Source organism: Sphingomonas crocodyli, assembly GCF_004005865.1.
Taxonomy (GTDB): domain Bacteria; phylum Pseudomonadota; class Alphaproteobacteria; order Sphingomonadales; family Sphingomonadaceae; genus Rhizorhabdus; species Rhizorhabdus crocodyli.
In genome coordinates this window covers 2,924,823-2,948,960 of the sequence record NZ_SACN01000001.1, presented here as the reverse complement: position 1 = coordinate 2,948,960, position 24,138 = coordinate 2,924,823, and the positions used below count along the sequence as shown (strand labels likewise).

Here is a 24,138-nt window from a genome sequence, read left to right as displayed (position 1 = left end):
CCCTCTCCTTCGGAAGGGCGCCCCGCTTATTTGGCGGCGGTCACCCGCCACACCGTATTGCCGACATCGTCGGTGACGAGCAAGGCGCCGTCCTTGGCGATCGTCACCGCCACCGGGCGGCCGCGCGCTTCGCCCTGATCGGAGGCGAGGAAGCCGGTCAGGACGTCGATCGGCTTGCCCTTGGGCTTGCCTTGATCGAACGGCACGAACACCACCTTGTATCCGGACAGCGGCTTGCGGTTCCAAGAACCATGTTCGCCGATGAACGCGCCCGAGCGGTATGCGTCGCCCAGCATCGCATTGGTCGAGAAGGTGAGGCCGAGGGCGGCGACATGCGGCCCCAGCGCATAATCGGGGCGGATCACATAGCCGCTCATATCGTCTTCGGGTTCCGGCACGCGATCGTCGCGCACGCCGTGCCAGAAATAATAGGGCCAGCCGTAAAAGCCGCCCAGCTGCACCTCGGTCAGATAATCGGGCACCATGTCCGAACCCAGCATGTCGCGTTCGTTCACCACGGTCCAAAGGTCGCCGGTCGTGGGCTCCAGCGCCATGCCGTTCGCGTTGCGCAGGCCATAGGCGTAGATGCGATCCTTGCCGGTCTCCAGATTGACCTGCCAGATCGCGGCGCGCTTGGCCTCCAGGTCCATGCCGTTCTCGCCGATATTGCTGGCCGAGCCGACCGACACGAACAGCGACTTGCCGTCGGCGGATGCGATCACGTTGCGCGCCCAATGGTTGAAGCCGCCGGGCAGCTTGGTGACGACCACCGGCTTTGCGGTGATCTTGGTTTCGCCGACCTTGAACGGCACCTTCACCAGCGCATCGGTGTTCGCGATGTAGAGCGTGTCGCCGACCAGGGCCATGCCGCTGGGCGAATTGAGCCCGTCGATCAGCGTGGTCTTCACCTCCGCCTTGCCGTCGCCATCGGCGTCGCGCAGCAGGATGATCCGGTTGGGGCTGGGCACCATCGCGCCTGCGCGGCCCATCAACGTCTTCATCACGAAGCCGGTGATGCCGCCGCCGCCATTCTTGCTGTCGCGCGGCGGCGAATTGCTTTCGGAGACGAGGACGTCGCCATTGGGCAGGACGTAGATCCAGCGCGGATGTTCGAGGCCGCTGGCGAAGGCCGCAACCTTCAGCCCCTTCGCCGCCGTCGGCGCCTCGCCCGCCTTCCAGCCGATCGCCTTGGCGACGCCGATCGTGGGGAAAGTCTGCTCGCGCACCTCGGTCAGCTTCGGGCGCGTGCCCGTCACCTGATCGAGCGCGACCTGCGCCTGATCGCCCCGCGACAGCCAGAAGCCGCCTGCGAGCAGCAGCGCGACGATGACGCCCGCTACGATAAAGATGATGCGCGTCCTGCGGCTCATGGCACCTGCTTCCTGCTGAATTTTCGCAAGAATTAGCATGCGTTTGTGGAGATAGCGAGGTGGCGCATCGCCTGTCAGACTGGTCGGAAACAGGACAGACGGGGAGTGGGCGATGGAGGGGACGGCCGAGGCGCGGATCGTCGCGTGGATCGAGGCGCATCTGGGGCGCGTGATCCGGATCGAGCGCCAGCCGCGCTGGCGGCCCGCCTGGTTCGTCGATGTCGATCACGATGGCGCGCTGCTGCCGCTCTATGTGCGCGGCGATCGGGAGGGGATGGAGGGCAGCGTGCCCGTCTCGCTCGAAGCCGGCATCCTCGAACGACTGGAGGCGGCGGGCGTGCCGGTGCCGCATGTCTATGGGATGATCGATGAAGCGAGCGCGGTGGTGATGGATCGCCTGCCCGGTCGCGCCAATCTGGCCACCGCCGACAGCGATGCGGCGCGCGGGGCGATCATGGATCATTATATGGACGTGCTGGCGGTCATCCATGCGCGCGACACGGCCGAGTTCACGCCCCTGGGCTTTCCGGTACCGGCCGATGCCGAGGCGCTGGCGCTCGTCAATTTCGAACGGTTCGAGCGACGCTATCGACCGACGAAGCGAAGGCCCGAGCCGCTGCTGGAGTTCGGCATCCAGTGGCTGCACCGCAACGTGCCACGCCACCGCTACGATCCGCGCTTCATTCTGGGCGATCCGGCGCAGTTCATGTTCGAAGGCGATCGACTGACCGGGCTGCTCGACGTCGAACTCGCGCATATCGGCGATATCGCGCACGATCTGGCGGGGTTGCGGTTGCGCACGATCCCCGAGCCGCTGGGCGATATCGGCCGCGCGCTGCGCCGTTATGAGGCGGCGAGCGGGCAGCCGCTCGATAGGGTGGCGATCGAATTCCACACCGCCCAATTCTCGCTCGCGACCCCGATGTCGCTGGTCGGCGAACTCCACGCCCCGCGCGCCGTGCCCGAGACGCTGCAATATCTGGAATGGTTTCATCAATATGCGCTGACGGGAATCGAGGCGATTGCGGCGATCATCGGGGTCGATCTGCCCCCGGTGACGCTGCCCGAACCCGCGCCGGGGCGCCATGCCGGGATCGCCGACGCGCTGCCGGACACGATCGGCGATCTTACGGCGGGTGATGCCGATGCGGCCTATCGGCGCGACGCGACCGCGCGCACCGCCCGCTTCGCGCAACGCGCGGCGATCTTCGGGCCGGGAATCGAGGCTGCGAACCTGGACGATATCGCCGCGATGACCGGCGTTCGCCATCCCGACTGGCAAAGCGGGGACGCCGCGCTCGAAGCCTTCGTGCTGGCGGCGGGGCCGGATCGGGATGCGGCGCTGGTCGCCTTGTTCCATGCCCGCACGATGCGGCAGATGCTGCTGCTCGAACCCGTCCTCAACCGCACCAGCCGGATCGAGCATCTGATCCCGCTGGCCGAGTTGCTCGACTGAAGGTTAGACGGGCAAGTCGCGGATCCGGCGGGCGGGGGCGCCGACATAGACGCCGTGCGGCTCGGTGCTCTTGGTCACGATCGCGCCTGCGCCGACGATGCAGCCCTCCGCGATCGTCACGCCCGAAAAGACCACCGATCGCGCGCCGAGCCAGCTGCCCTTTTCGATTCGGATCGTGCCCGAAAAAGGCGTGCCTGCGCGCTTTTTCGCGGCGCCGATCTTATGGTCGGTCGTCACCAGCGTCACGCCCGGCCCCAGATGGACATATTCGCCGATATGGATTTCGCCCGCATCGTCGAAGAAGCAGCCCGCGTTGATATAGGCCTTCGGCTCGATCCGGACGCGCACGTCGGGGCCGATGTGCAGGCCGGGGCTGACGATCGCGTCATTGATGTCGATCCCTGCCATGCGCAGCATCCGCGTGCGGATCGATTTGGGGATCAGATAGCTGCGCTGCAGCTTGCGTAACGTGCCGCCGATCCTGTTACTCAACGCATGATCCTCGCAACGCGGCCCGTATGGCGGACCGCGTCTATCTAGCGCGGAATGTCGTTACGGCGTCAAGATGATCAATCCTGCGGCTCGGGCTCCTCGACCGGTGGGTGCAGCAGCAGGCGCTTCACGCGGCGTTCGTCGGCATCGGCGATTTCGAGGCGCCAGCCGCTGGGATGCTCCACCATCTCGCCCGGCTGCGGCACATGGCCGGCGAGCGAAGAGGCGAGACCGCCCAGCGTTTCGACATCGTCGTCGATTTCGGCCAGGCGCGGATCGATCAGCTTGGCGACGTCGTGCAGTTCGGCGCGGGCATCGGCCTGCCAGATCGAATCGCCGAGCGCGATGAGGAGTTCCTCTTCCGCCTCGTCATGCTCGTCCTCGATCTTGCCGACGATCTCTTCGACCAGATCCTCGATCGTGACGAGGCCGTCGGTGCCGCTATATTCGTTGAGCACGATCGCCAAGTGCGTGCGCGCCTCACGCATTTCGGCCAGCAGATCGATGATCCGCATGGACGAGGGGACGTAGCGCGGCTGGCGGATCAGCGCCGCGATCGTATCGGGCGCGGGCGCGCCGGTCGCGATGATGCGGAACACGTCCTTCACGTGGACCATGCCGATCACATGATCCAGATTGTCGCGATAGACGGGCAGGCGGCTATGTTCGGCATCGGCGAAACGCTGCACGAGTTCTGCGAAGCCGATCGTTTCGGGCACCGCCACGATCGAACTGCGCGGCACGCCGACATCGCCGACATTGCGCTCACCGAAATGCAGGATGTTGCGGAGCATGTCGCGCTCGGCCTGGGACAGATCGTCCTCCTCGGCCGTTTCGCCTTCATGCTCCTCGATCGCTTCTTCGATCTGATCGCGCAGGCTGGGCTCTGGCTCCTGTCCGAAGAGCGAGCGCAGGCTGCGCCAAAATCGTCCGCCGCTGTCAGCGGCGCTACTACTGTCGTCCGGCATCGTCTTTCTGGTTGCCCGTCGAAATGGACCCCATCCGCTATCTTAAATGATGCCAACCGCCAAGTGCGCGCGGCCAATTAAAAAATATGACACGAAGCGGAATAAAAGCGGCCATCCGCGCGTATGCGTCACATGGTTCGGAGAGTTGCGTTCGATATAGTCCAGCATCTGGCGGCTTTGCGCCGCTATGCGCGCTCGCTTACCCGCGATGTTTCGGCGGCGGACGATCTGGTGCAGCAGGCGATGCTCAACGCGCTGGAAAAGCGCGAACGCTTCGATCCGTCGCGCCCGCTCAAGCCCTGGCTGCTCGCGATCGTCCATAACGAGTTCGTCAGCCGCATCCGCCGCCGCGCCGCCGAGCAGCGCAGCCTGGCCGAGATCGAGGATGCGGTGCCGGCCGTCGACGAAGGTGGCCCCGAACTCAACCTGTTCCTGCGCGAAGTGGCCGATCGGTTCGCCGCGCTGCCCGATCCGCAGCGCGAGGTGCTGCACCTCGTCGCGATCGAGGGGCTGGGCTATCGCGAGGCGGCCGACGTGTTGGGCCTGCCGATCGGAACGGTGATGTCGCGCCTGTCGCGCGCCCGCGCCGCGCTGCGCGAACCGCTGGAGGGCAAGCCGGGATTGCGGCTTGTGGTGGGCGGCCGTGACTGATCGCGTCACCGATCTCGACATCAACGCCTATATCGATGGCGAGCTGGACCTGCAGCGCCGGCTGGCCGTCGAGGAGCATCTGGCGCACGACCCGGCCGCTGCCGCGCGGGTGATGGCCGATCTGAGCATTCGTACCGCGCTGCGTCTTCTTCACGGCGAAAGCCGACATGGTGGAGCCGAACACGCGCCCGCCTCGCTCGTTCAGGATGCCGAGCGGCTGGAGACGCATCTGGCTGCGCGGCCGTCACCGCGGCCCCGCCGTATGGGCTGGGCCGCGGCGGCGCTGCTGGTCGCGGGTGTCGGTACCGCTTCGCTGACGCTGAACCCCAAGGGCGCCGAGGCGAGCCCCCCATCCTATGTTGCCGACGCCGCGATGGCGTTCCGCACCGGCCTGTTGCGCGTCAACATGAAGTCGCAGCGCGAGGATGAGGTGTTCGATCGGCGTGATATCGCCGAATGGACGCGAATCCGCGTTCCGGTGCTGCCCGATGGCTGGCGCGTCACCGATGTTCAGGTGGTGCCGTCCGACGAGGGGCCGGCGCTGCAGATCATGGTGCGCACCGACAAGGGCAATGTCGCATCGGTGTTCGCAGTGCGCAGCGCGGCGGCCGCGCCGATCCGGCCGGTTTCGGTCCGGCACGGCGACACCTCCGTCGCCTACTGGCGCAACGGCGACATCGCCTATGCGCTGACCGGCATGGAAGCGCCCGACGCGCTCGACCTTGCGGCCGAGGATCTCGCCGACAATCGGCTGGAGTAGTTCAATGCATATCGATCTTGTTTCCGCGGATCTGCCGCCGATCCATTCCGATGTCGCGATCATCGGGGCCGGGGCCGCGGGCCTCACGCTGGCGCGCCGTTTCCTGTCCGCCGGCCTGTCGATCGTCCTGATCGAAAGCGGCGGGCTGGATTATGAGCGCGAGACCGCGGCGCTCAATGACGGCGCGAATATCGGGCAGGAATATTATCCGCTTGAGGACGCCCGGCTGCGCTTCTTCGGCGGGACCACTGCGATCTGGGGCGGGCGCGTCGCCAAACTCGATCCGATCGATTTCGAAAAACGCGCCTGGGTGCCGCATTCGGGCTGGCCGATCGGGCATGAAGATATCGCGCCTTATTATCGCGAGGCGCGCCGCGCGCTGGGCCTGCGCGATGCGCCGCCCGTCGATCGATCGCCGCACATGCCGGGGTTCGATGCGGACAATCTGGTGACGCCTTACTGGTCGTTCGACGAGATGTTCGATCGCTTCTCCTTCGCGCGCAGCCGCGACGTGGTCGATCATCGCAATGCGACCGTGCTGACGCACGCGACGGTGCGCGAGATCGTCGCCGATCCGGCGGGCAAGGCGATCGATCGGCTCGACATCGTGGCGCCGGGCGGGCGGCGGACGCAGGTTCATGCGCGCGCCTTCGTGCTGGCGGCGGGCGGGATCGAAAATCCTCGGCTGCTGCTCGCATCGCAATCGGTGCAGCGACAGGGGCTGGGCAATGGCCACGATCAGGTCGGCCGCTATTTCATGGAGCATCCACATGCGCGCGGCGGGCGCGTGGTGGATGGCGCGGTCTGGTCGCTGCTCGCCGCCTTCGCCAAGCGTGAGGCGGATGGCGAGACGATCGCGCCGATGATCGCGCCGTCACCGGCCTTGCAGGCGCGCGAAGGGCTGCTCAACAGTTCGCTGACGATCGCCCCGCGCCGGCCCGCGCATGGCAGCCAGCCGATTGCGATGCGCGCTTATAACCATGCCAAGCACAATGCCGCGCCGACCCAGACGGGCCGCCGGATGTGGCGCACGGTGAAACAGGTCGTGGGCGCGGCGCAGCGGGTGAGCGATCCGCTGCGCCCCTGGGTGCTCAATAGGCTGGGGATCAGCGACGTGGCGCTGGTGGTGCGCGCCGAACAGGCGCCGAACCCCGACAGCCGCGTGCTGCTGGGTTCCGATCGCGATGCAACCGGTATGCAGCGCGCGACGCTCGACTGGCGGACGACCGCGCTCGATGTCGACAGCGTCGGCGGCCTCGTCGACGCGCTGGGCGGCGAACTGGCGCGGCTCGGCCTCGGCCGGGTCGAGCGCGCGGCGTGGCTGTCCGATGCGGAGAAGGCGTGGGTCAGCGACCCGTTGATCAGCGTCCATCCGATCGGCGGCTATCACCATATCGGCACCACGCGCATGTCCGCCGATCCGCGCCACGGCGTGACCGATGGCGACACGCGCGTCCACGGCATCGCCAACCTCTATGTCGCGGGCAGCTCGCTTTTCCCGACGTCGGGCTGGGCGAATCCGACGCTGACGATCATCGCACTGGCGATGCGCACCGCCGATCATGTCGCGGGCGTGCTGGGCCGCGAACAGCCGGACTTCTGCTATGCGGAGGCGGCGGAGTAATGCTCTTAATCCTCCCCCGCCAGGGGGAGGTGTCAGCGTAGCTGACGGAGGGGGAGGGCGGCGACCAACTCGTAATGAGTCGCGTCCTCCCCCTCCGTCGCTTTCGGCGCCACCTCCCCCTAGCGGGGGAGGATTTTTAGGGTCAGCTTCCCGGTTCGATGACGAAGATGTCGCCGCTCAGGCTCAAAATGTAGAGATTGCCCGTCTGATCGACGCCGAAGCTGGTGATCTGGGTGATCGTGCCGGCATTGGGCGCCAGGCTGCGCAGCGTGAAGCGGCTGCTGGGCGCGGTCTGTCCGGGGACGAGGTCGGCGACAGGGATCGACCAGATGCGCGATCGCACGAAATCGGCGAAGAAATAGAGGCCGCGTAGCGACGTGATCGGCCCGCGATAGACATAGCCGCCGGTGATCGAATCGCCCTGCAGCTCCCCGGTGCCGTGCGCATATTCGGTGACGGGCGGGGTGAAGGTGGGATCGTTCGTGCCGCCATTATAGGCTTGCGTGCCTTCGCGCCGGTTCCAGCCGAAGTTCGCGCCGCCATCGGTTGGGCGCATCAGATTGACTTCCTCGATCACGTCCTGCCCGACATCGGCGATGTAGAGATTGCCGGTGGTGGGATCGAAGCTGTTGCGGAACGGATTGCGCAGGCCCAGCGCCCACACTTCGCCCGCGCCGCCGCCGCCCGCAAAGGGATTGCCCGCCGGGATCGTGTAATCGCGATTGGGATCGGCCGGGAAGGCGTCGCTGCGCGGATCAATCCGCAATATCTTGCCGAGCAGGGCGTTGCGATTCTGCGCATTGCCCGAAGGATCGCCGCCGCCCCCGCCATCGCCGGTCGCGACATAGAGCAGGTTGTTCGCATCGAAGCCGATCCACCCGCCATTGTGGTTGCTGAAGGTCGGGTGCGGGATCGACAGGATCACGTCGCCGCTGCTGACGTCGCCGACGTCGCGATTGCCCGCCTGCGTCTGATAACGCCGCAGCTCGATCGTGCCGCCGGGGTTGGTGAGGTAAAGATAGAAGGTGCCGCTGGTCGCGAAATCGGGCGCGGTCGCGAAGCCAAGCAGGCCGCGCTCGCCATCGGTCGAGATCTGGCTCGACACGTCGATGAAGGGCGCGCCCGCGACTGCGCCGGTCGATGGCGTCAGGATGCGGACGAAGCCCGTGCGCTGGACCACGAAGACGCGGCCCGAATTGTCGGGCACGGGGGCCAGGAAGACCGCGCCGTTCAGCCCGGTCGCGACGCGGCGCGTGCGGAAGCTGTCATTCGGATCGTTGGTGACGGTGATGGTCAGCGCGAGCGCGGTGGAGGTCACGCCGTCGCTGACGCTGATTTCGACCTGATAGACATTGTTGCGATCGGAATCGGCGGGCGCCTCGAAATCGGGGCTGGCGGCGAAGGAAAGTGCACCCGCAGCCGTGATCTGGAACGCCGCGCGATCGAGCCCGCCCGAGATCGAATAGCTCAGCGGGTTGTTGTCGGCGTCGGTCGCCGTCGCGGTGTAGATCGTGCCGGTGGCGTTTTCGACGACCGAGAGCGTGCCGGGCGAGGTGAAGACCGGGGCGCTGTTGGCCGGGCTGCCGCCCCCGCCTCCGCCCGATCCGGAGCCGCCGTCGCTCCCCCCGCACGATGCGAGCAGCAAAGCCGTGGCGATGATGGAGGTGGCGCGAAACAGGTACGGACGCAACATTCAGGCTCTCCCATTCCCCTAGGAGCGCCCCCCGATCGTCACACTAGATCAACGCACTAGACCGTTCAAGCCAAGTAATGATCCCAGTAACGACCGGACTCTAATGGCGTGCCCACAGCGTGATCGACGCGATATGATTGATCCGGGTGTCGCCGCCGGTCTGGTTGATCACCTGGTTGAGATAGCCGACTTCGAGGGTCGACTTGCCTGCGAGCGGGAGTTCGACGCCGGCGAAGCTGCGCAGCTGATCGAAGCCCTTGCGGGCACCCCAATCGGTGTCGTTCAGGGCGACGAAGCCCTCCATCCAGCCGAGCGCGGCGGGTCCGGACTTCCTGGCGCCCAGCGGGGTTTCGGCACGGACGAACTGACGCAGCCGCCAGCCGGTATCGCGCCCGTCGGACACGAAACGCTGTTCGAGCCGGGTGCGCGACGACAATTCGACCTTGCCGAAGGTGCCGATCGACCAGTTCACCTGCTGGAAGCTGCGTTCCTCATTGCGATCGGCGCGGCCCTCGCGCGGAACTTCGACATGGGCATAGCCCTGATAGACGGTGAGCGAGGGTGAGAGCTTCCATCCGATCGCGGGGCGCATCAGCAACTGATCGATCGGCCCGGCATCGCCGTTCAGCCGCGGCTGGATCTCGGCGAAATAGACGAGATCGCCCTTGAGGCTGCCCATCGCGGTGAAGTTGATCCAGACCTGCTCCTCCTGCCGTGTCGCGGCGAGCGTGGGGGTGGAGACGGCGAGCGCGGAGAGGGCGAGCAAAGATTTGCGGAACATGATTGCGGGTTAGATGCGCTGTGTTTCCGCTTGTTTTCCGGGGTGCTGCAAGGGGTTGCTTGGGCCTTCGATCCTCCCCCTCCGGGGGAGGATTTACGCGTCAGTCGTCCACCACCGCATAAGGATCGTCGATCCCCAGCGTCGCCAGCGCCGCGCGTTCGAGGTCTTCCATATGTTCGGCTTCGTCGTCGGCCATATGGTCGTAACCGATCAGGTGGAGCGTGCCGTGCGCGATCAGATGGGTTGCGTGGGTGGCGGGGGATACGCCCTTGTCCGCCGCTTCCGCCTCGCACACGCCGCGCGCGAGAATGATGTCGCCGAGCAGGACTTCGCCGTCGTCGCTGTTCGCCAGCCCCTCAAGCAGATCCTCCTGCACCATCGGGAAGGACAGGACGTTGGTGGGCTTGTCCTTCTGCCGATATTGGCGGTTGAGCGCGTGAACCTCGTCATCGTCGGTCAGGCGGACCGAGACTTCGGCCATGTAGCGCGCGGCCAGGATATGCGCCTGTGGGCTGACCTTGAGCGCGGCCGTCACCGCTTCGGTCGCCAGATTTTCCCAATCGACGGACTCGTCCCAGCCCGCTTCGATCTGGACGGCTACTTCAATCATTCAAAACTCCGGGATTGTTCAGGCGTCGTCAGGCCCCTCATAAGCCTGAACGATCCGGCCGACGATCGGGTGCCGGACGACGTCGGCCGCGCCGAAGCGGACCGTCGCGATGCCTTCGGTCCCTTCGAGCCTGCCGACCGCATCCGCAAGCCCCGACTTGCCGATATCGGGCAAATCGATCTGACGCGGATCGCCGCAGATCACCATCCGGCTGTTCATGCCGAAGCGGGTGAGGAACATCTTCATCTGGGCGGGCGTGGTGTTCTGCGCCTCGTCGAGGATAACGAAGGCGTCGCTGAGCGTGCGGCCGCGCATGAAGGCGATCGGGGCGATCTCGATCTCGCCGCTGGCGATCCGCCGTTCGACCTGTTCGGTCGGCAGCATATCGTAGAGCGCGTCGTAGAGCGGGCGGAGATAGGGATCGACCTTCTCCTTCATGTCGCCGGGCAGGAAGCCCAGACGCTCGCCGGCTTCCACCGCGGGGCGCGACAGGATCAGGCGATCGACCGTGCCCTGGATCAGCTGCTGCACCGCCTGCGCGACGGCCAGATAGGTCTTGCCGGTGCCCGCCGGGCCGAGCGCGAAGATGATATCGGCGCGGTTGAGCGCCTCCATATAGGTGGTCTGCGTGGCCGAACGCGGGACGATCGTCTTCTTGCGGGTGCGGATCATCACCTTGGGCGGATCGGACACGTCCTGCCGGATGATGCCGTCCAGCATCGGTTCGGCCGACATGGCGATGACGGCTTCGACCGCGCCCGTATCGATATCCTGCCCCTGCACGATGCGGTTGTAGAGGCCGGTCAACACTTCGCGCGCACGGGCGGCGGCTTCGGCCTCGCCCTCTATCTGCAGCTTGTTGCCGCGCGCCGCGATATAGACGCCGAGGCGGTTTTCGATCGCGACCAGGTTCTGGTCGAACTGCCCGAACAACTGTCCCAGCAACTGGGGCCTGTCGAACGTGACTTCGATCCGGGCGCGATCCCCGGCCTGCGCTTGCACGGCTTTACGCGACATAAAGTGCGGCAGTTTCCTTTCGCATGCCTCGCGGGACTCGCGAGGTCCACGGCAAGTCTAGTCGCATTTGTGACGACGCAAAGGCAAAAGGAGTCTCTTCGCTACACATCCCATTCGATGTGGAGTTCGGGCAACGCTACGGTGATGCCGGATACCGCCGCGCCGGTGTCTTTTGGCGAGAGGCGCAGGTTCCTGAGCCGAGGCAACGCCTCTTCCAGCAATATCCGCAACTCCATTCGCGCGAGATAGGCGCCCGGACAGATGTGGATGCCGGAGCCGAAGGCCCAATGCTTCACGCGGCCATCGCCCTTGTCGAAACTGACGTCCCGCGCGGCCGGGTAGGCGGCCTTGTCCATCCCCGCGATGACGGTGGAGCACAGCACCATCTCGCCCGCCTTCATCTGTACACCGTGAAACTCGACATCGTCGCGGACCATGCGGCCGGTGTTGATCATGCCGAAACGGCGCAACATCACCTCGACCGCGTGGGGGATGAGCGACGGATCGGCGATCAGGGCGTCGCGGTGTGCGGGGTGGCCGGCGATGAAGCGCATCTGGTGCGTCATCTGCGCGGTGGTGGTATCGAGCGCGCCGTTCACCAGCAGGAAGCACAAAGCCATCATCTCCTGCTTCGTCACCGGGCGGCCATCGGGGCGGGCGGCGAGAAGGGCTGGCATGATGTGGCCGTCGGCGGCGGTGGAGGGATCGGCGATCTGTCGGTCGATCCAGTCGTCGAGCAGGCCGAGGATCGCGTCGCGCGCCTGAAAACGCTCCTCGGGCACGGCGGATCGGAAGAATTGTTCGACCCACGGCACGAACGCCATGCGCCGATCGCGGTCCATGCCAAACATGCCCATGAACACGTCGACCGGCATCGGCCGCGCGAACTCGGCGGCGAAATCGCACGAGCCGCGCGATGCGAAGCTGTCGATGATCTCACGCGTCACCTGCCGCGCCGCCTCCTCGACGCCTGCAAGTGCGCGAGGCGAGAACATGGTGGTGGCCAGGATCGATCGGAAGCGCGCATGATCCGGCGGATCCTCGGTATTCACGATCCCAAAACCGCTCGACATCATCGGCGGGATCATCACGCTGCGGTTCGAAAAGAGTTCGTGGCGGCGAAACACCTCCTCGATGATGGGCGCGCGAGTCGCGACCCAATAACCGCCAAGATCGGGCGACCAGAAGATGTCGGGGCGATCGTTCATCGCCTCGGCGAGCGACCACACATCTTCATTTGTCGTGAAATCGCGCCGAAAATCGAAGGGGATGACTAGGCCCGGCGGAACATGCGCAGGTATATCCGCGGCCGTGATCTCACGCAGTTCGCCCATCGTTCGATCCTCTCTATTCTATTTTTGGGCAGCCTATACTCTGGCCGGTGTGGAGGAAAGGCGATGGCGGAGTTGAAGACAAAGGCGCATGCGGGCGATGTCGACGCTTTTCTCGACGCGGTCGATCCGCCGCAGCAGCGCGAGGATGCGAAGGCGATCGCGGCGATGATGGCGCGGGTTTCGGGCCAGCCGGCGGTGATGTGGGGGCCGGCGATCGTCGGCTTCGGCGCCTATCATTATCGCTACGACAGCGGGCGTGAGGGCGACATGTGCCGGATCGGCTTTTCGCCGCGCAAGGGCCAGACGACGCTCTATATCGGTCCGGGCTTCGACGATGCGCACGAACTGCTCGAGCCGCTGGGCAAGCACAAGACGGGGGTTGGATGTCTCTACGTCAAACGGCTGAGCGACGTCGACGCGGGCGCGCTGGAGGCGATCGTGCAGCGCGCGTGGGATGTGATGGGGGAACGGTATCCGGGCTAGTGGGCGGGCGTCACTCCATCCTCGTCATTGCGAGCGTAGCGAAGCAATCCATTCCGCAGTTCGGAGTGGATTGCCGCGTCGCCCTTCGGGCTCCTCGCAATGACGAGGGGGAGGGTGGGCTCAGCCGTTGACCCGCTTCAGTTCGGAGCGAAGGCGCTCTTCGTCGAAGGCGTGCTGGGCGTAGGGGCCGTCGCGTTCGACCCAGAACAGGAAGAGGTGCGCGGACCACTGGTTCGGGTTGGGCTGTGTGCGGCCGTGGAGCAGGTCGATCCCGCGATAGAGGACGGCGTCGCCCGGCTGCATCGCGACCGCGGTCGAGGCTTCGTCGCCGAAGCTGTCGGTACACGGCCCTTCGCCCTTCACCGGGATCGATCCGACTTCGAGCGGCCAGGCGATGCCGTCGCTATAGGTGAGCGTGAGCGAGACGCTGTGCTCGCACGACGGGCGATCCGAATGGACGCGGCAGACGTCGCCCTTCTGATAGATGCGGAAATAATCGTAGCTGGGCAGCACGTCCGCGCCCGTCAGTTCGGCCACGATGGGGGTCAGGCCCCACAGAAAGGTGGTCAGCGGGCGATAGAAATGGCCCGAAATGTCCACCGTCTGCTGGTTCGACAGCGGGTGCGACTTGGCGAAGATGTCGAACGACTTGCCCGCCGCGGACAGATCCATCTGGATCTGTCGGAACAGCATCGTCGCGACTTCCGGAGGGACGAGCCCGCGGATCGTCGCGAAGCCATTGTCCCGATAATTGCCTTCGATCTGCATATATACCTTGAGTTCCTGCTGGCCGGTCAGGCGGCCGCGCGGGCGGCGACGATCGTGCCGACCAGGCTGTTCGGGCCGGCGGAGACGATGTCGACGGTGACGAGTTCGCCGATCGCGGGGCCGTTTTCGACGATCACCGACTGGAGCCAGGGCGACTTGCCGATCCGCTGGCCGGGCAGCTTGCCGTCGCGCTCGATCAGCACTTCGCAGCGCTTGCCGACGGTCGCGGCGTTGAAGCGGGACTGCTGTTCGTTGAGCAGCGCCTGCAGCCGCTGGAGCCGCTCGTCCATCACCTCGATCGCGACCTGATCGCCCATCGTCGCGGCCGGAGTGCCGGGGCGGGGCGAATATTTGAAGCTGAACGCCTGCGCATGATCGACCGCGCGGACGATATCGAGCGTCGCTTCGAAATCGGCGTCGGTCTCGCCGGGGAAGCCGACGATGAAGTCGCCCGAAATCGCGATATCGGGGCGCGCCACGCGGACGCGTTCGATCAGCTTCAGATAGCCGGCGGCATCGTGGCTGCGGTTCATCGCCTTCAGGATCCGATCCGATCCCGCCTGCACCGGCAGGTGGAGGAAGGGCATCAGCTTGGGGATGTCGCGGTGCGCGGCGATCAGCCCGTCGGCCATGTCGTTGGGATGGCTGGTGGTATAGCGGATTCGCGCGAGCGCCGGGATCGTGGCCAGCGCCTCGATCAGGTCGTGCAGGCCACGCCCGCTGTCATCGCTCCACGCGTTGACGTTCTGGCCGAGCAGGGTGATCTCGCGCGCGCCGGCATCGACCAGCGCCTTCGCCTCATCGACGATCTGGCCCCACGGGCGCGAGATTTCGGCGCCGCGCGTATAGGGGACGACGCAATAGGTGCAGAATTTGTCGCAACCCTCCTGCACGGTCAGGAAGGCGGCCGGCCCCTGCTTGCGACGCTTGGGCAGCGCATCGAACTTCGATGCGGCGGGCATGTCGGTATCGAGCGCGCGGATGCCTGACGCCGCCTTGGCTACTAGATCGGGCAGGTTGTGATAGGCCTGCGGGCCGACGACGATGTCGACCGCGGGCGCACGTACGCCGATCTCGGCGCCTTCGGCCTGCGCAACGCAGCCCGCGACCGCGATCATCGGCTTGGCGCGGTCATTCTTCCTGGCATTCTTGGTCAGCCGGCCAATATCCGAATAGACCTTCTCGGCGGCCTTTTCGCGGATGTGGCAGGTGTTGAGGACGACCAGATCGGCCTCCTCCGCGCTCGCGGCGGCGGTGAGGCCGTCGGCCTCGAGCAGCTCGGCCATGCGCGTGCCGTCATAGGCGTTCATCTGACAGCCGAACGACTTGACGTGATAGCTTTTGGGCCGGGTGTTTGGGGCGTCGGGATTCATCGGCGCGCCATAGCGGAAAGTGGCGGCGGGTTTAAGCCCTGCTCAGCGCCTCTGCGATCGCCGCCTGCGCGGCTGCGGCCAGCGCCTTGCGGTCGTCGATCGGGGGCAGGGGCGGCAGGAAACGGATGGTGGCGCGGATGCGGCCGGGGCGGCCGATGACGCGCGCGGCATTGGCGCCCATCGATTCGCCGTCGGGCCACGCAATGTCGGTGGTGGCATCGCCGTAATCGATTGCGACCGGTTGCACGACCACGCCCGGCGGCGGGGGCGTGACGGTGGCGAGCAAGGCCGGACGGAAGGGCAGGAGGGTGCGGCCGTCGCCGGTGGTCCCTTCGGGGAACAGCACGACGGGGCGCCCTTCGATCAAAGCGGCGCTCAACTGATCGGCCTGTCCGCGCACCGCGCGCTTGCTCTGGCGTTCGACGAGGACGGTGTCGCCGATTCGCGCGATCAGGCTGATGACCGGCCAGTCGGCGACCTCGGCTTTCGACACGAAGCGCGCGCCGGCGGCCCCGCCGATCGCGAGGATATCGAGCCAGCTGACATGGTTGGCGACGAGCAGGACGTTGCGGGAAACGGGCGTACCTTCGATCCGCAGATCGAGGCCGAAGATGCGGCCGGCAGTGCGCAGGAAGGTGCGCTTCCACCAATGGCCGGGGCCGAACAGGCGGGCGACGCCATAGCCCCCAAGGCAGACGAGCAGCAGGCCGAGCACGCGCCCGACCCGCCAGCCCGTCCGCACTTTACGGCTCACTTCGTGCGAGCGGTCGAGACCCCGTAGAGTTCGAGGCGGTGATCGACGAGGCGGAAGCCGAGTTTGTCGGCGATCTTGCGCTGCAATTCTTCGAGTTCGGGATCGGTGAACTCGATGACATTGCCGGTTTCGACGTCGATCAGGTGATCGTGATGGGTTTCGGCGGCCGCCTCGTAACGGGCGCGGCCATCGCCGAAATCGTGGCGTTCGAGGATGCCCGCATCTTCGAACAGGCGGACGGTGCGATAGACGGTGGCGATCGAGATACCCGGATCGATCGCCGACGCGCGCTCATGGAGCAGTTCCACGTCGGGATGATCCTCTGCGTCCGAAAGCACGCGCGCGATGACGCGGCGCTGCTCGGTGATGCGGAGACCCTTCTCGGCGCAAAGCGCTTCGATATCGATTTTGCGATTCATGCGACCCCTTGGCGCGGGAGGTTTGCGATGCAGCAAGAGTTAGGCGCTTTTCGCGCGAAACGAAAGACTGGCGGGAATAAGAAAATCTGGCGGAAAAACGAAAACGGGGGCGAGGCCCTGCGGCCGCCCCCGTCCCGCGTTCGTTCCGAGACGATCAGCGCGTGCGGCGCTTCGTGCCCAGACCGATCTTCTTGGCGAGCGAGCGGCGCTGCTCGGCATAGTTCGGCGCGACCATCGGATAGTCGGCCGGCAGGTTCCACTTGGCGCGATACTGCTCGGGGGTGAGCTGGTAATGCGTCATCAGGTGGCGCTTGAGCATCTTGAGCTTCTTACCGTCCTCAAGACACACGATGTAATCGGGGCGGATCGAGGCGCGGACCGACACGGCCGGCTCCTGCTTCACTTCCGGCTCGACCAGATCGTCACCAAGGCCTGCGAGGGCGTTGTGAACGTTCTGAATCAGAAGCGGAAGATCAGAAACCGAGACGCTGTTGTTGCTGACATGCGCAGATACGATATCGGCCGTGAGGGCGATCAAGGTTTCGTTCTGGGCGTTATTATCGTTCATTGGCGGACCCTTTATTGTAAATAAGGATTAACTTGGTCACTACTTGGCCGGGGAAGCCAAGGGCGGCCTGTGCGCCTTTTTACACTCCAATGCAACAAGCTTCTTTCAAGGATGTAAGTCCATTGGAGAATCGAGCGGACAGGACAAGGTCAAGGCATCGAAAGCCTCGCCATCAGCGCCGCGATAATATCCTACTCTACGGCCCGCCAAGCTGAACCCCGCATTTACGTAGAGGAAATACGCGGGATTATTGTCCCGAACTTCAAGATGAACATGTGCTGCGCCACGCGCCAGTGACAATTGCCGAACGGCGTCGATCAGTCGACGAGCAGTCCCTTGCCTGCGGTGAGTCGTTGCCACCGCCAGCAGCAACAGCTCGACTTCATCGACAATCTGACGATTGAGCGCGAATCCGACCGGTTTTCCGCCAATTCTTGCGATCAGCAGGAAGGTGCCCGGCAGCGACATCATCGACAGGCACTGGCCGGTATTCCACGCTTCGCCGAAGCGCGGATCGAACGCGTCGTTCATCACCGCCATGACATCCTCGATATCGGCCGTCGTGCCTTCGCGGATGGTGAGATCGGTCATGCTGGCAGCTTCGCGTCGGCATCGCGGCCGTAAATCGGTTGGGGTGCCAAGGCGGCGAGCGCGGCGGGCAGGCGCCACGCCTCGGCGGCATTGGGCAGCAGTTCGATGGCGCGGCCGCTCCCCCGCGCGGCGACGAGCGCCTCGGCGCCCGATCCGAAGATCGTTTCTTCGCTGATCCGCGTCGCGGCGTCAGCGGGGAGGAGAGAGGCGAGATCGCCGATCGGGGCGATCGGATCGTGGGCGTAGCGTTGGACGAACAATTCGCCATGCCCGCCGGTCATCGCGATCGCGACGGTTTCGGCGTCGGTGTCTGCCATTGCGGCGAGCAGGGCGGTGGCCGAATAGCCGTGAACCGGCACGCCCCAGCCAAGGCCCAACGCGCGGGCGGTGGCCAGGCCGACGCGGACGCCGGTAAAGCTGCCTGGCCCGCAATCGACCAGGATCGCATCCGCCCGCCCGCCATCGGGGAGCTCTGCGATCATCGGCATCAGCCGTTCGGCATGGCCACGGCCCACCTGCTCATAGGTCGCCGCCAGAACGGCATCGCCGTCGAGCAGCGCCACCGAGCAGGCGGCGGTGGCGGTGTCGATCACCAGCCGTCGTGTGACGCCTCCCTGCGCCATCAGGCGATCTTGTTGAACTCCGCAAAGTCGGGACGGGGCAGGCGATCGAAGATCGTCGAGGCGTCGCCATGCCCGATTGTGCAGATGAAGTTCGATTTATAGCTGGTGCCCGCGAAGAAAGCCGCGTCGACCGCATCATTGTCGAAGCCCGACATCGGGCCGGTATCGAGGCCGATCGCGCGCGCGGCGATGATCAGATAGGCGCCCTGCAGCGAGCTGTTGCGGAAGGCGGTGTCGGCGATCGACTTGTCATTGCCCGCGAACCAGGGGCGGACATCGTCGTGCGGAAACAGCTTGTGGCCCTGTTCGTAAAATTCCAGGTCCATGCCGATGATCGCGGTGACGGGCGCGCTGCGCACCTTGCCCGCATTGCCGGCGGAGACGAGACCGGCGAGCTTTTCCTTCGCGGCGTCGGTCTTCACCCAGATGATGCGCGCGGGGAGCAGGTTGGCCGAAGTCGGGCCGAACTTCATAATCTCCCAGATGGCGTGCAGTTCTTCGTCGCTGACCGGCTGATCGGTGTAGCCGTTATAGCTGCGCGCCGTGCGGAAGATCTGATCGAGCGCGTCGTCGGAAAGCTTGGCCATGTAATCCCCCTCTAATTCGTATCGATCAGGCTGCGCGAACCTCGGTCACTTCGGGCACATAGTGCTTGAGCAGGGTTTCTATGCCCTGCTTGAGTGTCGCGGTCGACGACGGGCAGCCCGAGCAGGCGCCGTGCATCGCCAGATAGACGGTGCCCCGATCGAACCCGCGATAGACGATGTCGCCGCCATCCTTGGCTACCGCCGGGCGGACGCGCGTGTCGATCAGATCCTTGATCTGCGCAACGATCTCCGCATCCTCGGGATTCTCGGCGAAATCGGGGGTGTCGTCGATCGCGATGCCTGCCGCCGATCCCGGCGTGAACAGGGGCGCTTCCGACGCGAAATGATCGAGCAGGACGCCCAGAACCTGCGGCTTCAGGTCGCGCCATTCGACGCCGGGCGCCGCCGTGACCGACACGAAATCGCTGCCGAAGAACACGCCTTCGACATCGCCCAGCCCGAACAGGGCGTTGGCGAGCGGAGAGGCTTCGGCCTCCTCCGGATCGGCGAAATCGCGCGTACCGGCGGACATCACGGTGCGTCCGGGGACAAACTTGAGCGTGGCCGGGTTGGGCGTCGGTTCGGTTTCGATCAGCATGGTCGTCATTTGGGGGCTGTCGCCCGCAGGATCAAGAAAATCCTCCGATCAGCCCCGATATGCCCGCTTTGGGCGTTCGACATTGGCAAAGCATCAAGAAAATTGTCATAGCGGAAGCCTGTACGACGACGGTTGAGGGCGCGATCGACGGCTCATGTTCTATTGGAAGAGCGCCATCGTCCTCGTCGGCATCGTCGTGCTGCTCTATCCGGTGGCAATGGCGATGGCCCGTTCCAACTGGGAACGGATGCAGACGCAAAAGCTGATGCTGGCGGCGGCGGCGATTTCGTGCCTGACGGTCAGCGCGGTTCCGATCCTGGTCACGCCGATCCTGTTCGCGATCATGCTGTTGCTGTGCATCGATCATCGCGCACCGGCCAGCGCCCCCTTCCTGATGTTCATCGTGTGGACGCCGATGGCGTCGGGCCTGCTCGAACTGGTCGGCCTCTATCTGATGCCGCTGACCCCGCCTTTGGTGTTCGGCGCGACGATGGTAGTCGCCTTCGCGCTCAATCCGCGCGTCAAGCTGCGGCCGGGTGTCCACCGAACGGACGTCTATCTGGCGATGTTCCTCACCGCCTTCTGGATCTGCGTGTCTTTGCGCGACGGGATCACGATCGCGATGCGCAACGCCTTCATCTACGCCGTGCCTTATGGCCTCGCTTATTGGGGCGTATCGCGCACGCGGATCGAACGGCCCGAACTGGCGCTGCGCTGGCTGGTGATCGGGGCGGCGATGGCGGGCGTCGTCTGCCTGTTCGAAACGATCCGCAGCTGGCCGCTCTACAGCGGGCTCTACGCGATCAAGCGGGCGAACAACCTCGTCCAGTATAACGACATGATGCTGCTGCGCGCGGGCGTGCTGCGATCGTCCGGCCCGTTCGTCCATCCGCTGGTCGGCAGCGTGGTGTTCGGCATGGCGGGCGTGGCAGCGGCGGGGCTGGCGGCGCTACGGGGCCTGCGCTGGCCGATCGTGCTGCTGGGCGCCGCGATCGTGATCGGCATGCTGGTGACGGTGTCGCGCAGCGGCCTCGTCGCGCTGGTCGTCGGGCTGATCGCATTGCTGGCGCTGCGCGGGCGGCCGCTGACGGCGCTGGGTTTCCTCGGGCTGGGGCTGGCGGGCTTCTTTCTGCTGCAGTTCATATCGGGCAGCGACGGTTCGTCGACCGCCGCCTATCGCTTCACGATGCTCAGCGGCATTCCCGCGACGCTGGGAAGCCGGCTGATCCTGGGCTATCGCGAGGCGATCGGCCTCGGCCTGCTCGATGCCTTCATGCAGGGGCAGGGGCTGGTCGACCTGGTGAACGTCTATCTGGCGATCGCGGTGGTGGGCGGGCTGGTGTCGCTGCTGCCCTATGTCGTGTTCCTGTTCAGCAGCTTTGGCCAGTATCGCGCATTGCGCCGCGCCAAGCCGACGCACGAGCAGCTGGTGGTCGGGCAGACCTGCGTCGCGATGCAGATCGGCTATATGGTCGCCGCCGCCTTCCTGGGCGCGTGGAGCACGCCGATGTTGCTGTCGATGCTGTGCGCGGCTTTGCTGGTGGCGCTGCGCACCGAGGCTGAACAGGCTCCGAAACGCGCTGCGGCGGCGGCCCGCCAGGCGACACGGCAACAGGATCCGTTCCTGCTGCCGGCGCTTCAGTGACGGCAAAATTATCCGCAGGACCGGCGGCGCTCGCGAACCGCCTGGTCGCGCAGGTGCTGGGCGTCGTGCGCGGGCGATCGGGCGGCGTGATGCTGATGTTCACCGCGGCGACCCTGCTGCTGCGGCTGGCGAGCAATGCGACGCTGACGCGCATCCTGCCGCCTTATGTGTTCGGCGTGATGGGGGTGATCGCGTCGGCGATGGTGATCCTCACCATGTTGTCCGACCTTGGCTATGCCAGCTTCGTGATCCGCCACGAACGCGGCGACGATCCGCGCTTCATCGATGTGACGTGGACGATCCGGCTGGGCCAGTCGGTGCTGCAGGCGATCGCGATGGCGCTGCTCGCCACGCCCTTCGCCGCGATGCTGGGCAAGGCGTGGCTGGCGCATCCGATCGCGATCTGCGCGCCGGTGTTCGTGCTGAACGCCTTGTGCCCGATGTCGCTGCTGGTCGCGCAACGGCACGGGCGGGTGCGGATGGTGGGCGCGATCGAACTGGGCGCGCTGATCGTCCAGATCGGGCTGAACGTCGGCCTCGCATCCTTCTACATGGATTATCGCGCGCTGATCGTCGGGCTCTATGCGGGCGCGCTGGCGCGGATCGGGCTGGCGATGATCCTGCTGCGGCCGATGCCGCGATTGAGCTTCGAACGCGCGCTGGCGACCGAATTCTTCGGCTTCTCGCGGATCATCATGGTCTCCAGCATCCTGACCCTGCTGATCACGCAGGCGGATAAGGTGCTGTTCGCCCGGCTGTTCCCGATGCCGACCTTCGCGGTCTATGCGATGGCGACCAATCTGGCGCTGTCGACCCAGCCGTTCGGGCGCAACTACGTCCAGAACTACTTCTTCCCATTGGTGTCGCGCGTGTGGCGCGAGGCGCCGGATACGATCGCGCACACTTTCTATCGCGGGCGGGGGCGCGCCTATCGGTTGCTGTTCGCGGGGTTCGGCTTTGCGACGGGGCTGGCGCCGGTGATGTTCGCGATCCTGTTCGACTGGCGATACGAATATGGCTGGGTGTTCATGTCGGTGCTGATGGTGCGCGGCGCGCTCGATCTCGACAGTTTCATCGGCAGCCAGACGTTGATGGCGATGGGCTTCACCGCGACGACGCTGCACGCCAATATCCTGCGGCTGATCCTGTTCGGGGCGGCGGTGGCGGGACTGTTCCAGCCGCTCGGGCCGATCGCGCTGCCACTGGCGCTGGCCATCGCGGAAGGCGGGGCGGCTCTCTATATCGGCTGGCTGCTGCACCGGCGCGGCATCTTCAAACCGCGGCTGCACGCGGTCTATGCGGTCATTTTTGTGGCGGCATTCGTGGCCGGCGGCGCTATCAGCATGGTCGCTGCTCCGGGCAAGACGATCGAAGGTCTCGCGCGGATGGGGCGGTGAACGGCAGGAGACGGACCCAGTGAATCGTTCGGAACGTGGCGCCCTGTTGCTATTCGCGGCGGCGATCGTGGCGGTGCTGGCGGTCGGATCGACCATCTGGTCGACCGTGGCGCGCGCGCAGGGCGTGCCGCCGACGCGGCTGGGTATCAACCTGAACTCGCCCGCCTTCTGGATGGAGTCGCGATCCTACACCAACCTCGCCGTCTATGCGCATCCCAACACCCAGTTGCCGGGCCAGGGTTACAAGAAGATCGAGCCGCAGCAGGTCGGCCCCGGCGGCTGGCCGTCCAAATTGCCCGCGGGCGCGACCGCGACGGTGGACCTGTTCTACCCGCTGGACGCCAAGCCGGGGCAGGTGGTTCGCTGCACATGGCAGGGGCAGGCCAAAGCCTGGGCGGCCGACGACATCCGCATGCTGACGAGCGGCCCGAACATGTTCGAGTTCGCCTTCACCCGCGAAGGCCGCAACGCCATTCGCGGCACCACGGCCAAGCCGCCGCGCGCGACGATGTGGTTCGGCGATGTGGTCGATACCGTCAGCGACGTCGATTGCCGCGAGGCGGATCGCCCGCGCGATCAGGTGTTCGATCCCGCCTTCGTCCGCTCGCTCGCGCCCTTCCGGGTCGTGCGCTTCATGGAATGGATGAACGTCAACGGACAACGCCCGTTCAGCGCCGCGAACGACGCCGGGTCGACTATGCCGCGCAACTATATGAACAGCGCGACGGTGCGCGACATGATGGCGTTGGTGCGGCAGGCCAATGTCGATCCGTGGTTCGCGCTGCCTTATGATTCCACCGACGATTATATCCGCAGCTTCGCGCAGAGGGTGCACGATACGCTGCCACCGGGCCGCACCGTCTATGTCGAGATCGGCAACGAGGCGTGGCATGGCGGCTTCTTCACCGGGCAGCGCGCGATGGCGGACGGCAAGGCGGCCGGGCTGGGGCGTTACCCCTATGAAGGCCAACTGATGCAATATGCCCTGCGCGCCAAGCGCCTGGCGAGCATTTGGAGCCGCGTTTTCGCCGATCGGCCGCGCGATCTGGTGCGCGTCTATTCGGGTAATCTCAATTATCTCCAGTCGCTGGAGATCATCGAGCAGAACGATGTCGCGCCGTCGATCGATGCGATCGCGGTCGCGCCCTATTTCGGGGAGAAGGTGTTCCCGAAGGATCCCAAATTGCCGCGCCCCGGCATCGATCAGGCGTTCGTGCAGCTCGACAAGGAAGTCGACGCCACGGTCGCGCAGATCGGCAAGGCGAAGGCGGTGGCCGATCGGCTGGGCAAAAGGCTCATCGCCTATGAAGGCGGGGCGCATCTGCTGATCGCCTATGACGTGCCGTTGCTCGACCGGATGAACCACGATCCGCGCATGGCCGATGCCTATACCAAGCTGCTGACCGGATGGGCGCGCGAGGCGGGGGACGTGTTCGCGATCTACAGCCTGGTCGGCGGATCGGGTGCGCAGGGCGGCTTCGGCCTGCGCGACTATGATGGCGCGCCGCTATCCGAATCGCCCAAGGCGCGCGCGGTCGAGGCGTTCGCCAAGAGCCACGCGCCGGGCAAGTAACGT

Annotated in this window: 25 protein-coding genes; 8 read left to right on the top strand and 17 right to left on the bottom strand. The window is 65.7% G+C overall.

Annotated elements, in window-relative coordinates:
* Positions 1-26: 26 nt before the first annotated feature.
* Positions 27-1,370 (bottom strand): PQQ-dependent sugar dehydrogenase, encoded by a 1,344-nt coding sequence (locus tag EOD43_RS14120; protein WP_127744464.1) that lies wholly within the window; start codon positions 1,368-1,370, stop codon positions 27-29.
* A gap of 112 nt (positions 1,371-1,482) precedes the next feature.
* Here EOD43_RS14120 and EOD43_RS14115 point away from each other — a divergent pair, with 112 nt between their 5' ends.
* Positions 1,483-2,826 (top strand): phosphotransferase, encoded by a 1,344-nt coding sequence (locus tag EOD43_RS14115; RefSeq protein WP_127744463.1) that lies wholly within the window; start codon positions 1,483-1,485, stop codon positions 2,824-2,826.
* A 3-nt stretch (positions 2,827-2,829) separates the two neighbouring features.
* Here the strand turns inward: EOD43_RS14115 and EOD43_RS14110 are convergent, their stop codons facing one another.
* Both EOD43_RS14110 and EOD43_RS14105 read right to left on the bottom strand, forming a co-directional pair.
* On the bottom strand, positions 2,830-3,318 hold the full coding sequence (locus tag EOD43_RS14110; protein WP_127744462.1) for an acyltransferase: 489 nt from the start codon (positions 3,316-3,318) through the stop codon (positions 2,830-2,832).
* A 77-nt stretch (positions 3,319-3,395) separates the two neighbouring features.
* Positions 3,396-4,286: a hemolysin family protein gene (locus tag EOD43_RS14105; protein ID WP_127744461.1), complete on the bottom strand. Its 891-nt coding sequence runs from the start codon at positions 4,284-4,286 to the stop codon at positions 3,396-3,398.
* Between the two features lie 132 nt (positions 4,287-4,418).
* Here EOD43_RS14105 and EOD43_RS14100 point away from each other — a divergent pair, with 132 nt between their 5' ends.
* The 3 genes from EOD43_RS14100 to EOD43_RS14090 are packed head-to-tail and all read left to right on the top strand — an operon-like array spanning position 4,419 to position 7,321.
* Positions 4,419-4,937 carry a sigma-70 family RNA polymerase sigma factor gene (locus EOD43_RS14100; RefSeq protein ID WP_127744460.1) on the top strand — a complete coding sequence of 173 codons (519 nt, stop codon included), beginning with the start codon at positions 4,419-4,421 and terminating at the stop codon, positions 4,935-4,937.
* Entirely contained in the window at positions 4,930-5,697 is a 768-nt protein-coding gene (locus EOD43_RS14095) for an anti-sigma factor family protein (RefSeq protein WP_164857231.1), read from the top strand. Before EOD43_RS14100 ends, EOD43_RS14095 begins: the two co-directional genes overlap by 8 nt.
* A 4-nt stretch (positions 5,698-5,701) precedes the next feature.
* Positions 5,702-7,321 (top strand): FAD-dependent oxidoreductase, encoded by a 1,620-nt coding sequence (locus EOD43_RS14090; RefSeq protein WP_127744458.1) that lies wholly within the window; start codon positions 5,702-5,704, stop codon positions 7,319-7,321.
* Between the two features lie 142 nt (positions 7,322-7,463).
* On the opposite strand, the gene EOD43_RS14085 is transcribed toward EOD43_RS14090, so the two are convergent.
* From EOD43_RS14085 to EOD43_RS14065, 5 genes are all read right to left on the bottom strand, one after another.
* A complete protein-coding gene (locus EOD43_RS14085) occupies positions 7,464-9,014 on the bottom strand; it encodes a PQQ-dependent sugar dehydrogenase (protein WP_127744457.1) in 1,551 nt (516 codons plus the stop codon).
* Positions 9,015-9,114: 100 nt separating this feature from the next.
* Complete coding sequence (locus EOD43_RS14080) at positions 9,115-9,795, bottom strand: DUF2490 domain-containing protein (RefSeq protein ID WP_127744456.1); 681 nt, start codon at positions 9,793-9,795, stop codon at positions 9,115-9,117.
* Between the two features lie 100 nt (positions 9,796-9,895).
* Positions 9,896-10,405, bottom strand: coding sequence for an rRNA maturation RNase YbeY (ybeY, locus tag EOD43_RS14075; RefSeq protein WP_127744455.1), 510 nt, complete (start codon positions 10,403-10,405; stop codon positions 9,896-9,898).
* Positions 10,406-10,423: 18 nt separating this feature from the next.
* The gene (locus EOD43_RS14070; RefSeq protein ID WP_127744454.1) at positions 10,424-11,422 is read right to left on the bottom strand and encodes a PhoH family protein; all 999 of its coding nucleotides are present in this window, start codon (positions 11,420-11,422) and stop codon (positions 10,424-10,426) included.
* Positions 11,423-11,523: 101 nt separating this feature from the next.
* A complete protein-coding gene (locus EOD43_RS14065; protein WP_127744453.1) occupies positions 11,524-12,756 on the bottom strand; it encodes a cytochrome P450 in 1,233 nt (410 codons plus the stop codon).
* A 63-nt stretch (positions 12,757-12,819) separates the two neighbouring features.
* Between EOD43_RS14065 and EOD43_RS14060 the strand changes: the two genes are divergently transcribed.
* Entirely contained in the window at positions 12,820-13,239 is a 420-nt protein-coding gene (locus EOD43_RS14060) for a DUF1801 domain-containing protein (protein WP_127744452.1), read from the top strand.
* A 120-nt stretch (positions 13,240-13,359) separates the two neighbouring features.
* Here the strand turns inward: EOD43_RS14060 and EOD43_RS14055 are convergent, their stop codons facing one another.
* The 9 genes from EOD43_RS14055 to EOD43_RS14015 all read right to left on the bottom strand — a co-directional run bounded on the left by EOD43_RS14055 (position 13,360) and on the right by EOD43_RS14015 (position 19,520).
* Positions 13,360-14,007: a hypothetical protein gene (locus EOD43_RS14055; RefSeq protein ID WP_127744451.1), complete on the bottom strand. Its 648-nt coding sequence runs from the start codon at positions 14,005-14,007 to the stop codon at positions 13,360-13,362.
* Positions 14,008-14,033: 26 nt separating this feature from the next.
* Complete coding sequence (gene miaB / locus EOD43_RS14050; RefSeq protein WP_127744450.1) at positions 14,034-15,380, bottom strand: tRNA (N6-isopentenyl adenosine(37)-C2)-methylthiotransferase MiaB; 1,347 nt, start codon at positions 15,378-15,380, stop codon at positions 14,034-14,036.
* A 31-nt stretch (positions 15,381-15,411) separates the two neighbouring features.
* A complete protein-coding gene (locus EOD43_RS14045; protein WP_240653202.1) occupies positions 15,412-16,134 on the bottom strand; it encodes a lysophospholipid acyltransferase family protein in 723 nt (240 codons plus the stop codon).
* On the bottom strand, positions 16,131-16,553 hold the full coding sequence (locus tag EOD43_RS14040; protein WP_127744449.1) for a Fur family transcriptional regulator: 423 nt from the start codon (positions 16,551-16,553) through the stop codon (positions 16,131-16,133). The genes EOD43_RS14045 and EOD43_RS14040 overlap by 4 nt, the downstream gene beginning before the upstream one ends.
* Before the next feature lie 154 nt (positions 16,554-16,707).
* A complete protein-coding gene (locus tag EOD43_RS14035; RefSeq protein WP_127744448.1) occupies positions 16,708-17,121 on the bottom strand; it encodes a Ros/MucR family transcriptional regulator in 414 nt (137 codons plus the stop codon).
* A gap of 105 nt (positions 17,122-17,226) precedes the next feature.
* On the bottom strand, positions 17,227-17,712 hold the full coding sequence (locus EOD43_RS14030) for a GNAT family N-acetyltransferase (protein WP_127744447.1): 486 nt from the start codon (positions 17,710-17,712) through the stop codon (positions 17,227-17,229).
* Entirely contained in the window at positions 17,709-18,335 is a 627-nt protein-coding gene (gene tsaB, locus EOD43_RS14025; protein ID WP_127744446.1) for a tRNA (adenosine(37)-N6)-threonylcarbamoyltransferase complex dimerization subunit type 1 TsaB, read from the bottom strand. The genes EOD43_RS14030 and tsaB overlap by 4 nt, the downstream gene beginning before the upstream one ends.
* Positions 18,335-18,922, bottom strand: a complete 588-nt coding sequence (locus EOD43_RS14020) for a malonic semialdehyde reductase (protein ID WP_127744445.1) — start codon at positions 18,920-18,922, stop codon at positions 18,335-18,337. The genes tsaB and EOD43_RS14020 overlap by 1 nt, the downstream gene beginning before the upstream one ends.
* A 25-nt stretch (positions 18,923-18,947) precedes the next feature.
* Positions 18,948-19,520, bottom strand: a complete 573-nt coding sequence (locus EOD43_RS14015; RefSeq protein ID WP_127744444.1) for a NifU family protein — start codon at positions 19,518-19,520, stop codon at positions 18,948-18,950.
* Between the two features lie 154 nt (positions 19,521-19,674).
* On the opposite strand from EOD43_RS14015, the gene EOD43_RS14010 reads away from it, so the two are divergent.
* From EOD43_RS14010 to EOD43_RS14000, 3 genes are read left to right on the top strand one after another with little or no spacing between them, the layout of a single operon-like run.
* Positions 19,675-21,165, top strand: a complete 1,491-nt coding sequence (locus EOD43_RS14010; protein ID WP_127744443.1) for a hypothetical protein — start codon at positions 19,675-19,677, stop codon at positions 21,163-21,165.
* A complete protein-coding gene (locus tag EOD43_RS14005; protein ID WP_240653201.1) occupies positions 21,162-22,562 on the top strand; it encodes an oligosaccharide flippase family protein in 1,401 nt (466 codons plus the stop codon). The genes EOD43_RS14010 and EOD43_RS14005 overlap by 4 nt, the downstream gene beginning before the upstream one ends.
* A gap of 19 nt (positions 22,563-22,581) precedes the next feature.
* Complete coding sequence (locus EOD43_RS14000; RefSeq protein ID WP_127744442.1) at positions 22,582-24,135, top strand: hypothetical protein; 1,554 nt, start codon at positions 22,582-22,584, stop codon at positions 24,133-24,135.
* Positions 24,136-24,138 lie beyond the last annotated feature (3 nt).